The organism is Pseudomonas sp. PDM30 (genome assembly GCF_019218985.1).
Taxonomy (GTDB): Bacteria; Pseudomonadota; Gammaproteobacteria; order Pseudomonadales; family Pseudomonadaceae; genus Aquipseudomonas; species Aquipseudomonas jessenii.
On sequence record NZ_JAHUWM010000001.1, the window covers coordinates 425182 to 437785 of the forward strand.

A 12604-nucleotide genomic window follows, 5' to 3' on the forward strand; every position below is an offset into this window, starting at 1 on the left:
CGCTATCGCGAGCAAGCTCGCTCCCACAGGTTTTGTGTCAACTGGATGTTTTTGGTGCCAGCCCATCCGCCCTGAACATCCCGCGAATCCCGCGTACGGCCTGACGAATCCGGTCCTGGTTTTCGATCAGGGCGAAGCGCACGTGATCGTCACCGTACTCGCCAAACCCGACGCCCGGCGAGACACACACCTTGGCTTCGGCCAGCAGTTTCTTGGCGAACTCCAGCGAGCCCAGGTGCGCATAGGCCTCGGGAATCTTGGCCCAGACATACATCGACGCTTTCGGGTTTTCCACCATCCAGCCCAGTTCATGCAGACCCTTGACCAGCACATTGCGCCGCTGCCGATACTGCTCGGCGATGTCGCGCACGCATTGCTGATCGCCTTCAAGCGCAGCGATGGCCGCCACTTGCAGCGGAGTGAAGGTGCCGTAGTCGTGGTAGCTCTTGATCCGCGCCAGGGCATTGACCAGTTCCGGGTTGCCGACCATGAAGCCAATGCGCCAGCCGGCCATGTTGTAGCTCTTGGACAGGGTGAAAAACTCCACCGCAATGTCCTTGGCCCCGGGCACTTGCATGATCGACGGGGCTTTCCAGCCGTCGTAGACGATGTCGGCGTAGGCCAGGTCGTGTACCACAAGCACGTCGTACTGCTTGGCGAGGGCGATCACCCGTTCGAAGAAATCCAGCTCCACGCACTGGGCGGTCGGGTTGGACGGGAAACCGAGGATCATCATCTTCGGCTTCGGGATCGAACCGCGAATGGCCCGCTCCAGTTCAGCGAAGAAATCCACGCCCGGCACCAGCGGCACCGACCGCACCTGGGCGCCGGCAATCACGGCACCATAGATGTGAATCGGGTAGCTCGGGTTGGGCACGAGCACGGTGTCGCCCTGATCCAGGGTGGCCAGCATCAGGTGCGCCAGGCCTTCCTTGGAACCGATGGTGACAATGGCCTCGCTTTCCGGGTCGATGTCGACCTCATAGCGGTCCTTGTACCAGTTGGAAATCGCCCGGCGCAGGCGCGGAATGCCCTTGGACGTCGAGTAGCCGTGGGTGTCTTCGCGCTGGGCCACCGTGACGAGTTTTTCGACGATGTGCGGCGGCGTGGCGCCGTCGGGGTTGCCCATGCTCAAGTCGATGATGTCTTCGCCACGACGACGGGCGGCCATCTTCAGCTCGGCAGTGATGTTGAAAACGTAAGGGGGGAGTCGATCTATGCGCGCAAAGCGGCGCGGCGAACCTTGTTCGGCCATTGTTGCCTCGGATAACGTAAGCGCCCGGAACCGTCCGAGCGACGCTGGTCACTACGGTGACCTGTGGCGGAATGTAAGGGCAGCTGTGGCAGACTGTCCAGCCTCAATGTAAACAAATTTTTCCGAAGGATAGGGTTCGATGGAATTTACCAGCGGCTTCTTGCTGAGCCTCTCGCTGTGCCTGGATATCGGCGTGGCCAACATCGCGATGATCACCCTGGCCATGCAGCGCGGCTATTTCCAGGGGTTTGCGCTGGGGCTGGGGACTTGTGTCGGCGACCTGATCTACGCGGTACTGGCACTGGCCGGCATGACCGTGTTGCTGCAATACGAAACCGTGCGCTGGGTGCTGTGGATCGGTGGTTCGGCGCTGCTGGTGTACTTCGCGGCGAAGATGATCTATTCGGCGATTCACCACGAAGCGGTGCTGGCGCAATCGGCCGAGGTGGGGCACAACTCCCATCGCAAGGAGTTCTTTCGCGGGATCTTCCTGGCCATGTCGTCGCCCAGCGCGATTCTCTGGTTCGCTGCGGTGGGTGGCACGCTGATCGCCCGTTCCGGCGGCGGTGGCGCCCTCAGTTCGGCGTTGTTTCTCGGCGGTTTTCTCTGCGCAGGGATTCTCTGGTGTGTCGGGCTGTGCTTCGCCGCGAGCCACGGCGGAAAGTTGCTCGGCGACAAGTTACTGCGTTACTCCTACATGGCATCGGCAGCGATTTTCTGTTATTTCGCAGTCTACGTGATTCTATCGGGTTATAACGAGTTTGTCGGTTCAGGCGCCGTCGAGCAATTGCACGCCCTGTAATTGGGCGAATCGGGTTTGGCTTCTATACTCCCAGCCGAACCCACTTTTTGCTCCAGGAGTTGAGCCATGGATGAGCAAACACGCGTCGAACTGGCGGAGCCACGCTTCGAACACGGACACTTCCTGCTGATTGCAGGGCTTGGCGGAACATTTACCCAACAATCCGTTCAAGGCATTCCCGAACTCTGGGAGAAACTCATCCCGCATCTGGGCCATATTCCGGGCCAAAAAGGCGAAGTCACCTACGGTGTCTGCTGCAATTTCGACGGCAAGGGCGGCTTCGATTACATCGCCGGGGTCGAGATCAGCAAGCTCGACGACTTGCCCGAAACCTACCGCTGGGTAGAAGTTCAGCCGCAGCAGTACGTGGTGTTCGAACACAAAGGACCGCTGGACACCCTGCCGCAAACCTTTCAGTACATCCATGGCACGTGGCTGCCGCAGTCCGGCCACGAGCTATTGGCGGCTCCGGAGTTCGAGCGCTACAGCGAAGACTTCAACCCCAAACTCAACACCGGCAAGCTGGAAATCTGGCTGCCGATCAAGGCATGACACCTGCACGAGAGGCGGATCAGCCGATTCGTCTCTCGATGTCCCACAGCAGCTGATTTATCATCCCCAGCCTTTCCCATGCTGATCCCGAGCTGCCATGAACACCGTCATCCGCAACGTCACCCCCGCCGATCTGGACCGCTGCTTTGCCATCGAAACCCTTGCCTATGAAGGTGACGAAGCCGCGACCCGCGAGAAAATCGCCACCCGCATCGCCACCTGGCCCGAGGGTTTTATCGTCGCTGAAGTGGACGGGGTTGTCGCCGGTTTCATCAACTCCGGTGCGGCGTACCAGGTGGAAATGTCGGACGAGGCGTTCAAGGAACTGATCGGCCACGACCCGGCCGGGCCGCATGTGGTGATCATGTCGGTGGTGGTGCACCCGGATTATCAGGGCCAAGGCCTGGCCAAGTGCCTGATGGGCGAGTTCATCGAGCGCATGCGTGCGATGGGCAAGGTCACCATCAACCTGATGTGCAAGGAACGGCATATTCCGTTGTATGCCGGATTCGGCTTTGCCTACGTAAAACCCTCGGCCTCGGACCATGGTGGCATGGCGTGGCATGAGATGGTGCTGGAACTCTGATCCGACGTAGATCCCCTGTGGGAGCGAGCTTGCTCGCGATAGCGGACTATCAGTCGACATCGATGTTGAATGTTACGCCGCCATCGCGAGCAAGCTCGCTCCCACAGTAGTTTTGTGGTGTTGGTGGGGGCTGAGTTCAAAACACCAACCCCATCCGCCGCTCATACCCGATCCGGCCCTTGTACGCCTCGCCGCTGTCGACAAAGCCATACCTGGCGTACAGGGCGATGGCCGCCTCGTTGTCGGCATCCACCGACAGCTCCAGCCCCCTGATTTCCGGCCAGGCCAGGCGCGCCGCCTCGGGCAGCGCTTGCAGGCAGGCCTTGCCGTAGCCCTTGCCCTGGGCGCGTTGATCGACTTGCAGCGCATGCAGCGTGGCGCTGTGCTCATCGGCCCAGGCCGGCAATACCGGCGGGCGCTTGAGCAGCAGGAACGCGACGGGCACATCCTCGGCCAGCAGGGCGAAGCCCTTGACGCCAGGGCCGGGCTTGGACAACAGCGTGTGCAAGGCGCCGTGGATGTCACCCGAGAATCTGATCTGTTCCGAATGCACTTCAATGGCCTCGACCTGCTGGCGCTGCAGCGCATTCAGGCTTTCATAAGGCACGAGTCGGGCTGTCACGGGAGTGTCCTTTTTCCATCACAAATGAGCCTCGGATTCTAGCGAGTTTGCTTTCCCGGATTATTTTTATTTCACCTGTCGATTCACCGGATCGCCAGACGACTAAGGGTGTCTTCACTATAAAAACCACGGAGAACCACCATGAACTCGCAAACCCAGATCCAGAATCTCATCGAGAACTATCGTCAGGCGGTCATGGCCAAGGACATTGAAAAAGTCATGGCCCTGTATGCCGATGACATCGTCTCCTTCGACGCGGTCAAGGCCCTGCAATTCAAAGGCAAGCCGGCGTATCGCGCGCATTGGCAGGCCTGCATGGAAATGTGCCCCGGCCCGCACATCTTCGAATTCGACGAAATCACCATCGAGCCGTCCCAGGAAATTGCGTTCGCTCACTGGCTGGCAAATTGTGGTGGCACCAACGACAAGGGCGAAACCCAGTCCTGCTGGATGCGCGTCACCGCCTGCTATCGGCAAGAAGCCGGGCTGTGGCAGATCGTCCACGAACATTGGTCGGCACCGTTCGACATGACCAGCGGCGCGACGCTGTTCGACCTCAAGCCCTGATCGTCGGGAAGCCGAGCCAGAATGCCAATCAGCGGCCATAGTTGATCGTTCGATAAGGAGAGCGTGATGAAGTATTTATGCCTGGTCTACAGCGATGAGCAGCTGCTGCATTCGCTACCGGAAAGCCCGAAGGACGAAGAGTGCATGGCCTATGCCGAGTCGATCCAGGGCAGTGGCCGGATGGTCGCCGCCGAGGCGCTGGAGTCGGTACAGACCGCCACCACGGTGCGCATGCGCAACGGCAAGATGTCGATCACCGACGGGCCATTCGCTGAAACCAAGGAGCAATTGGCCGGTTTTTATCTGATCGATGCCAAGGACCTCAACGAAGCCATCCAGGTCGCAGGGAACATTCCGGCGGCCCGGGTCGGCAGTGTCGAAGTGCGCCCCGTTCGGCAGTTGAATCCTTAAGATGCCGGGGCTGCCGGTTCAGGCGCAGGTCGAGCGGGTTTATCGCGAAGAGTCGCGGCGGATTCTTGCGACCCTGATTCGCTTGCTGGGTGATTTCGACCTCGCCGAAGAGGCCTTGCACGAGGCGTTTTTCATCGCGGTCGAACGCTGGCAGCGTGACGGCGTGCCGGACAATCCGCGGGCCTGGCTGGTGTCCACCGGGCGCTTCAAGGCCATCGATGCCTTGCGCCGACGCGCACGCTTTGCCGCGTCGCAGCCCTTGCTGATCGCGCAACTGGAGGAACTGGAGCAGGCCGACTGGAGTGATGAAGACGTGGAAGACGATCGCCTGCGGCTGATCTTCACTTGCTGCCACCCGGCCCTGGCGGCCGACGCACAAGTGCCGCTGACGCTGCGGGAAGTCTGCGACCTGACCACGGAAGAAATCGCCCGGGCCTTTCTCTCGGCCCCGGCCACCATCGCCCAGCGCATCGTGCGCGCCAAGGCGAAGATCCGCGATGCGAAAATCCCTTATCAAGTGCCGACACTCGCTGAGCTACCCGAGCGCCTGGACAGTGTATTGCGGGTGATTTACCTGGTGTTCAACGAGGGCTACTCGGCGTCCATCGGGGCAGAACTGATCCGCGAGGATTTGACCCGTGAAGCGATCCGACTCGGGCGGTTGCTGGTGGAACTGCTGCCGGAACCGGAGGTGATGGGCTTGCTGGCGTTGATGCTGCTGCACGAGTCGCGCCGCCCGGCCAGGACCTCGGCGAGCGGCGAGCTGATTGTGCTGGACGAACAGGACCGTTCGCTGTGGGACGCCGGGTTGATCAGTGAAGGCTGCACGCTGGTCGAGCGGGCGCTGACCATGGGACGATTCGGACCCTATTGCCTGCAAGCGGCGATCGCAGCGGTGCACGCCGAAGCCCCGACGGCGGGGGAAACCGATTGGCCGCAGATTGTCGGTCTGTATGACGTCCTGCTGCGGGCGGTGCCGTCACCGGTGATCGAGTTGAATCGCGCGGCGGCGATTTCGCAACGCGATGGTCCACTGGCGGGGCTGACGCTGGTCGACGCCATTCTGGAGCGGGGAGAACTGCTCGACTACCACCTGGCGCATTCGGCGCGGGCGCAATTCTGTTGGCAACTGGGTCGCAAGCAGGAGGCGCGGGCGGCGTGGGAACGGGCGCTGGCGTTGACCCGACAGGAGCCGGAGCGGCGGTTTATCGAAGAGCGGCTCAAGGCGTTGGAGTGATGCGACCGGTCTGGCCTAATCGCGAGCAAGCTCGCTCCCACAGGGATTGATGGTGTACTCGAAACTGTGGGAGCGAGCTTGCTCGCGATAAGGGCCGAAGGACCTTCAATCCAGCATTTTGCCCAGCAACCAGCTCCCACAGGGATTGATGGTGTACTCGATACTGTGGGAGCGAGCTTGCTCGCGATAAGGGCCGAAGGACCTTCACTCCAGCATCTTGCCCAGCAACCAGCTCCCCGCCGGCCCCGGTGGATTCAGTCGCGACCACAACGCATCCACCGACACCGTTTTCGGCCAGCCGCGCACCACCAGTTCCTGCAACGTACCGGGCCCGAACCGCTCGACCAGCCAGCGGGGCAACGGCGCCCAGCCGAATCCGCCCTGGGCCATTTCCAGCAGCATCAGATAACTCGGCGCCGACCAGACGCGGCCCTTCGCCCGGCTTTCATAGGGATTGATGATGGTGGCCAGACGCAGCTCACGGTGCTGTTGCAGTACGTCCCGGTCGACGTAGTCCAACGTCGCCAAAGGATGCGTCGAGGACACGAACAAGGCGATTTCCGTGCGTTCGTCCACCGTCGAACTGACCAGGTCCGGCGGGTAGCTGTCCTGCATTTCGGCGAAGGCAATCTGCGCCCGGCCGCTTTGCACCAGGGACATCAGGTCATCGCATTCGGCGATCAGACACTCGAGCTCCAGGTCCGGGTAACGCTGCTCGAAGGCGCTGAGGGCGGCTTCGAAGCGGTCCGACTGATAGGTATCGGACAGCGCCACGGTCAGCTTCGCTTCCACCCCTTGGGACAGTTGGCTGGCGGCTATTTCCAGGCGACTGGTGGCGGCCAGGATGTCTTCGGCCCGTTGCAGCATGACGTGTCCGGCCGGGGTCAAGCCGGGCTTGCGGCTGCTGCGGTCGAACAGCGTCAGGTTCAGGTCGATTTCCAGGCTGGCCACCGCCGCACTGATGGTCGACTGACTGCGGCCCAATTTGCGCGCCGCGGCGGAAAACGAGCCTTGGGTCGCGGCTTCGACAAACGCCAGCAACACTTCGTGAGAGGCCATGAGCTATCGCCTTGATCGATGGTTATTGGTTATGAAGTATCGGTGTGCTGATGGATCATGGCAACCACAGTCACCCAAGGGAGTTCGGCCATGAGCGCCAACAAATCCATTACTGAACGTATTTTTCAAGCCATCGGCTTCGAACTGCTGGCCATCCTGATCTGTACCCCATTGCTGGCCTGGATCATGAAGAAACCGATGCTGGAAATGGGCATGGTCACCATCCTCATCGCCGGCCTGGCCCTGGCCTGGAACGTGGTCTTCAACGGTATGTTCGATCGGCTGCTCAAGCGCCTCGCCATCGCACACAACGCCTGGGTCCGCGTGGTGCATGCGCTGTTGTTCGAAGGCGGCCTGGTCGCCCTCGGCGTGCCGCTGATCGCCTGGTGGCTGAACGTCAGTCTGTGGCAGGCGTTCTTGCTGGATATCGGTGTGTTGCTGTTCTTCCTGCCGTACACCTACGTCTACCACTGGGCGTATGACGTGGTTCGGGAGCGGATGCTGGTGACTCGTGAGGTTTGCTGAGTCGTGTTTGAACCGGTTTTTGTGGGAGCGAGCTTGCTCGCGAAAGCGGTCTGACATTCAGCAATGAAGTTGACTGACACACCGCCATCGCGAGCAAGCTCGCTCCCACGGGTTTTGCACCAGATCAGACGTGGAAGTAACCCACGCACGAATCGAACGGCAGGCGCTTGAGTTCGATCTTGTTCAGGTCGAGCACTTCACGCAGGGCTTTGGTTTCGCCCGGGAAGTTGCGGTAGGCGACTTCGTCGAGCACCACGATCGCGCCTTTGGGCATGTACGGCAGGAAGGTTTCCAGCGCGACTTTGGTCGACTCGTACAGGTCGGTGTCGAGGATCAGCATGGCCACGACCAGGTCGGGACGGGTCTTGACCCACTCCGGTACGGTCTTGACGATGTCGCCCTTGACCAGTTCGCAGCGCGGAATGCGGTTGACCGGGCGCAACAGGTCGTTGGCGTCGATCATGTCCTGGATCAGCGACTGGTCGGTGTCGGCGAACATGGTTTCGTTGACGTCGGCCGGGTCTTCTTTCTTGTCGATGCTCTGGAAGCCTTCGAAGGTGTCGAAACCCACGATCGAGCGGTTGATCGCATACGGTTCGAGAATCATCGACAAGTGCATGTAGAGCATCAACGAGTTGCCCTTGTACACGCCGCACTCAATGATGGCGCCCGGTACCTCCGCGACCTTCTTGAACAGCTCCATGCGCGACAACGCCGCAGTCACGCCAATGCGGTTGGCGAAGACGAACGGCGCGTCGGCCACGTATTCGGCATCGACCCGTTTCAGGACGTTGGTACGGGTTTCGTTGTACTGTGCCTCGGCGGGCGTGATGCGACGCTTGGTCATTGCGGGATTCCTCGGAAATTCGAAAAGTCGTGGACGTGGAAGTAGTCTTTGAAGCCGGCGCCGACATCCGGGCAGGCGCTGTCGACGTTAATCGCGCCGCGCTGGTGCTTGAGGTCGTCGAGGTGCATCAGGCGAAAGTCCACGCTGAAGCGGGTTTGTTGTGTGTAATTGGGAACGGTGCCGTGCAGGTGCGAACCCGAGAACACCAGCATCTCGGCGGTGTTGCCGGCGATGCGCAGCTCAGAGGCGCTGTTGATCGCTTCGGTGGGCACCGGGTGCTGGCGCGCCTCTTCCTTGACGTTGTCCTTGGCGCGCTGGCGTTGCACGCCGATCCAGTCGGACAGGCTCCACTGCGCCGAGGTGTTTTTCACCGGGGCGTCGAAGTAGGCCGGGTTGATCATCATGGTCTGGTCAGGCTGGATCGTGTAGACCGGCATCCAGGTATTGATCTGGCAGTCGACACCGCCGTACCAGGTATCGCGATGGGGTTTGTAGGCGTAGCTGACGCCAGCGTGCAGGTAGTCGTAGTTGGGTACGACACGGATGCGCGGGACGTCGAAAATGAACTCCTCGGGAGCGGCACCGATTTCGTCGGTGAAGCTGCGGATCAGCTCCTTGGCACGCAGGCTGTTGGTGAACTGGCCCTTGAGCCGAGTCACCAGCACCACGAACTCTTCCACCGGCATCAGTGTGTGCAGCGCCTGGTGGTTGGTCTCGCCATCGAAGGCCGCCGTGATGCTTTCCTGGGCAAAGGCACAGAGTTCTTTGGCGGCGCGTAACTGCGTGTTCAGGAAAATATCGCCCGCGTAAATGGCTTCTTTAAAGTCAGCTTTCTGTTGCAGCTGATTGATGTACAGATTCACGGTTCCTCTCCTGAATACATCGAGTGTCTTATGAGTCGGCACCACGCTGGCAAACTGAAGGGCTGCCGGACGAGTTGTGCGTCAATAAAGCGCAGCCCTTGAGTTCGCGAGCAAATGCCGTGCCGCTGGACGAAAAAATCCCGACGGGAAAACCCGCCGGGATGATGTGCTTCGAACTTGTACCCTGTGGGAGCGGGCCTGTCGGAACGCCACACCGCCCCGTTCGGCTGCATAGCAGTCCTCAATCCTGCTAGTGCGGTTTGAATGACCGAGTGCTGGGGCGGCTGCGCCACCCAGCGGGGGCAAGCCCCCTCGCCACAGTTGATCAGTGTGTCAGGTGATGACGGGGACTCAATAATCCTGCTGCTTGCGAAACGCCCAGCGCCCGGCGATCACGGTAAAGGTCGCGACCAGCGCCACCAGGATCCAGAAACCCTGCGGGTCATCCGCCAGCGGAATGCCGCCGACGTTCATGCCGAAGAAACCGGCGATGATGTTGATCGGCAGCGCCAGCACCGTCACTACCGTCAGGGTGAACAGCGTGCGGTTGGTCTGTTCGTTGATGTTGGCGGCGATTTCTTCCTGCAACAGCTTGATCCGCTCACCCAGCGCGGTGAGGTCGTTGATGATCAGTGCGAACTCCTCGGTGGATTTGCGCAGCTCCTTCACGTCTTCCTTTTGCAGCCATTGCGGCGGCCGGTTGAGCAGGCGCAGCAATGAGCCTGGCTCCAGCGCCAGCAGCCGTTGCAATCGCACCAGTACCCGCCGATTGGCGCCCAGTTCAGCGCGGTTGGTCGACAGCCGCGAGGACAGCAATTGGTCTTCGATCTGGTCCACGCTCTGACTGGTTTTGCGCACGATCTGGGTCAGCACCTCACCCTGGTCGCGCAGCAAATGCACCAGCAGCTCCAGCGGGGAGCGAAAGCACTCCCGGGCCTTCACCGACGAGCGCAATTTGTCTACCGAGTGCAGCGGTTGCAGGCGGGCGCTGATGATCAATTGACTGCGGGCGCACACCCACAGCGTCGAGACATCCGACGAGACCATGTTGCTGAGGTTGAACACCACATCGTTGACCACTGCCAGCAGTGCGGAGTCGACATGCTCGATGCGCGTCGAACGCGAGCCTTCATGCAGCGCTTCGAAAAACTCCTCGGGCAACTCCAAATGGCTTTTCATCCAGCGCTCGCACGCGGCGTGGGCGAGGTTCAGGTGCAGCCAGAGAAATTGCTCATCGCTTTGCGGCTGTTGCAGATACTGCAAGGCCTCGGCGGAATTGATTTCCCGACCGGCCTCACCGGGGCGAAAACTGAAACCGTAAAGCAGGCCGAACAGATCCGTGTCGCGATGGCTTTGATCGATGCTGTGGTTCATGAGGACTCGCAAGGGGAGGCGCCTGTCACGTGTTTTACAGGTTCACTTGAGCGGCATCATCGCAAGCAGGAATGACGTTTCTGTGACAGGAAAACAACGCAAAAAATTGTTCTACCGGCGGTCGGGATTTTCTCAAGAACCGCTCTGGCTAGCCGATCACGCTTGGGTTAAGTTGCGCGCCGCAGGCCTCGGCCGGGACCGCAGACAGGGATGTCCGGACACTTTTCACGCCTTAACGGGCGTGCCCCATTCCTGTCATGAGTACTCTGCGATGCTTTTGCAAAAGTCCCTGAGAGCACAAATTCTCGCCCTGCTGAGCGGCAGCCTGCTGGCGATGCTGTTGATCGCCCTGGCGTGCTTTCACTTCCTGTCCAGCGGCGTGCAGAACTACGCCAATCTGATCGAAGGCCCGTTGCACACCTCGCAATTGATCGATGAAGCCAACCTGCAATTCAAGGTGCAGGTGCAGGAGTGGAAAAACGTTCTGCTGCGCGGCAAGCAACCGGCGGACCTGAGCAAGTACTGGGGGCAATTCGAGGAGCGTCAGCGCGATGTGCAAAACATCCTTGGCGAACTGGCCGCGCAGAAGGGCATCGAGCCGCAACTCAAGAGGCGCATCGAGCGCTTGCGTGACGAACATCGCCAGTTGGGCGCGGCCTATCAGAAGGGCCGGGACGCGTTCGTGGCCGCCGGTGGTGACCCTGCGGCGGGCGACGCGGCGGTCAAGGGTGTGGACCGCGCAACCAGCGATCAGATGAGTGAACTGGTCAGCGAGTTGCGCAAGCAGGGCGCCGAGCAATCGACACTGATCAGCGCCAGTGCCGAGCGCACGGTGTTGCTGGGGCTGGTCGTGATGCTGGTTTCGGGGGTACTGATCGGCCTGCTGAGCCTGTGGCTGGTCAACCGCAACCTGGTCGAGCCGATCCGCAAACTGATCGAATACGTGGCGCAACTCAGTCAGGGGCGTATTGCCGAGCGCGTGGCCAGCACCCGTCAGGACGAGTTGGGCAAACTGGCGATGGCCGCCAACACCCTGCGCGATTTCCTCGCCGAAACCTTCAGCCGTTTGCAGCGCAGCGCGTCGGACCTGGACAGCGCCAGCGGTGAGTTGAACTCGATCGCCACCGTGATGGCCGGCGGCACCAACGAGCAGTTCAACCGCACCGATCAGGTGGCCACGGCGATGAACGAAATGTCCGCCACTGCACAAGAAGTGGCCCGCCATGCCGCCGAAGCCGCCCGGGCCGCCGACGATGCCGACCAGTCCGCCCAGCAGGGCGAAAAAGTCATGCAGGGCACCATCCACACCATCACCCAGATGCGTGGCGAAATCGCCAACACCGCCACGGTCATCCGCCAACTGGAAACCGACAGCGGACGCATCGGCAAGGTTCTGGAGGTGATTCGCGGGATCGCCGAACAGACCAACCTGCTGGCACTCAACGCGGCCATCGAAGCGGCCCGCGCCGGTGAGGCCGGACGCGGATTCGCTGTGGTGGCCGACGAAGTGCGAAGCCTGGCCCAGCGCACGGCGGCGTCGATCATCGAGATCAACCAGATCATCCAGACCGTGCAGACCGGTGCAATCGAAGCGGCCCAGGCGATTGAAAGCGGTCAGTCGCGCAGCGAACAGAGCGTGCAGCAAGTGACCGAGGCCGGCGCCATGCTCGAACGCATCACCCTGGCCGTGGAAGCCATCCGCGACATGAACCGCCAGATCGCCACTGCCGCCGAAGAGCAGACCTCGGTGGCCGAAGACATCTCGCGCAACCTCACCGAAATCACCAGCATCGCCAGCACCAACCTGGACAACGTGCAGCGCACTGAAGCGGCCAGCACCAATCTGCACGGCTTGTCGGGACAGTTGAACGAGGTGACGGCGCGCCTGAGCGCTTGAATCCCGA

14 protein-coding genes are annotated in these 12604 nt (G+C 61.0%); 8 read left to right on the forward strand and 6 right to left on the reverse strand.

The genetic code is table 11. The features are described from left to right. Window positions 1–37: 37 nt before the first annotated feature. Window positions 38–1255, reverse strand: a complete 1218-nt coding sequence (alaC, locus tag KW840_RS01940) for an alanine transaminase (protein ID WP_218494314.1) — start codon at window positions 1253–1255, stop codon at window positions 38–40. A 139-nt stretch (window positions 1256–1394) separates the two neighbouring features. Here alaC and KW840_RS01945 point away from each other — a divergent pair, with 139 nt between their 5' ends. The 3 genes from KW840_RS01945 to KW840_RS01955 all read left to right on the forward strand — a co-directional run bounded on the left by KW840_RS01945 (window position 1395) and on the right by KW840_RS01955 (window position 3195). Next, window positions 1395–2057 (forward strand): LysE family translocator, encoded by a 663-nt coding sequence (locus KW840_RS01945; protein WP_057713576.1) that lies wholly within the window; start codon window positions 1395–1397, stop codon window positions 2055–2057. Between the two features lie 66 nt (window positions 2058–2123). Continuing rightward, window positions 2124–2609 carry a GyrI-like domain-containing protein gene (locus tag KW840_RS01950; RefSeq protein ID WP_090457378.1) on the forward strand — a complete coding sequence of 162 codons (486 nt, stop codon included), beginning with the start codon at window positions 2124–2126 and terminating at the stop codon, window positions 2607–2609. 97 nt (window positions 2610–2706) lie between these two features. Continuing rightward, the gene (locus KW840_RS01955; protein WP_218494315.1) at window positions 2707–3195 is read left to right on the forward strand and encodes a GNAT family N-acetyltransferase; all 489 of its coding nucleotides are present in this window, start codon (window positions 2707–2709) and stop codon (window positions 3193–3195) included. A gap of 136 nt (window positions 3196–3331) precedes the next feature. Here the strand turns inward: KW840_RS01955 and KW840_RS01960 are convergent, their stop codons facing one another. Further along, entirely contained in the window at window positions 3332–3817 is a 486-nt protein-coding gene (locus KW840_RS01960) for a GNAT family N-acetyltransferase (RefSeq protein ID WP_218494316.1), read from the reverse strand. A 141-nt stretch (window positions 3818–3958) separates the two neighbouring features. On the opposite strand from KW840_RS01960, the gene KW840_RS01965 reads away from it, so the two are divergent. From KW840_RS01965 to KW840_RS01975, 3 genes are all read left to right on the forward strand, one after another. After that, window positions 3959–4384: a nuclear transport factor 2 family protein gene (locus KW840_RS01965; protein ID WP_218494317.1), complete on the forward strand. Its 426-nt coding sequence runs from the start codon at window positions 3959–3961 to the stop codon at window positions 4382–4384. Window positions 4385–4450: 66 nt separating this feature from the next. Beyond that, window positions 4451–4795, forward strand: coding sequence for a YciI family protein (locus KW840_RS01970; protein WP_102670306.1), 345 nt, complete (start codon window positions 4451–4453; stop codon window positions 4793–4795). A gap of 1 nt (window position 4796) precedes the next feature. Beyond that, a complete protein-coding gene (locus KW840_RS01975; RefSeq protein ID WP_218494318.1) occupies window positions 4797–6032 on the forward strand; it encodes an RNA polymerase sigma factor in 1236 nt (411 codons plus the stop codon). Window positions 6033–6236: 204 nt separating this feature from the next. Here KW840_RS01975 and KW840_RS01980 read toward each other — a convergent pair whose 3' ends face one another. Further along, window positions 6237–7091: a LysR family transcriptional regulator gene (locus tag KW840_RS01980; protein ID WP_218494319.1), complete on the reverse strand. Its 855-nt coding sequence runs from the start codon at window positions 7089–7091 to the stop codon at window positions 6237–6239. 90 nt (window positions 7092–7181) lie between these two features. Here KW840_RS01980 and KW840_RS01985 point away from each other — a divergent pair, with 90 nt between their 5' ends. Then, window positions 7182–7616, forward strand: coding sequence for a multidrug/biocide efflux PACE transporter (locus KW840_RS01985; RefSeq protein ID WP_218494320.1), 435 nt, complete (start codon window positions 7182–7184; stop codon window positions 7614–7616). A gap of 124 nt (window positions 7617–7740) precedes the next feature. Here the strand turns inward: KW840_RS01985 and KW840_RS01990 are convergent, their stop codons facing one another. The 3 genes from KW840_RS01990 to KW840_RS02000 form a co-directional block, all read right to left on the reverse strand. Beyond that, entirely contained in the window at window positions 7741–8463 is a 723-nt protein-coding gene (locus KW840_RS01990; RefSeq protein WP_056725897.1) for a TylF/MycF/NovP-related O-methyltransferase, read from the reverse strand. Then, a complete protein-coding gene (locus tag KW840_RS01995) occupies window positions 8460–9326 on the reverse strand; it encodes a hypothetical protein (protein WP_090457369.1) in 867 nt (288 codons plus the stop codon). The genes KW840_RS01990 and KW840_RS01995 overlap by 4 nt, the downstream gene beginning before the upstream one ends. 351 nt (window positions 9327–9677) lie before the next feature. Beyond that, window positions 9678–10700 (reverse strand): transporter, encoded by a 1023-nt coding sequence (locus tag KW840_RS02000; protein WP_090457368.1) that lies wholly within the window; start codon window positions 10698–10700, stop codon window positions 9678–9680. Window positions 10701–10971: 271 nt separating this feature from the next. Here KW840_RS02000 and KW840_RS02005 point away from each other — a divergent pair, with 271 nt between their 5' ends. Continuing rightward, entirely contained in the window at window positions 10972–12597 is a 1626-nt protein-coding gene (locus KW840_RS02005) for a methyl-accepting chemotaxis protein (RefSeq protein WP_218494321.1), read from the forward strand. Window positions 12598–12604: the final 7 nt, after the last annotated feature.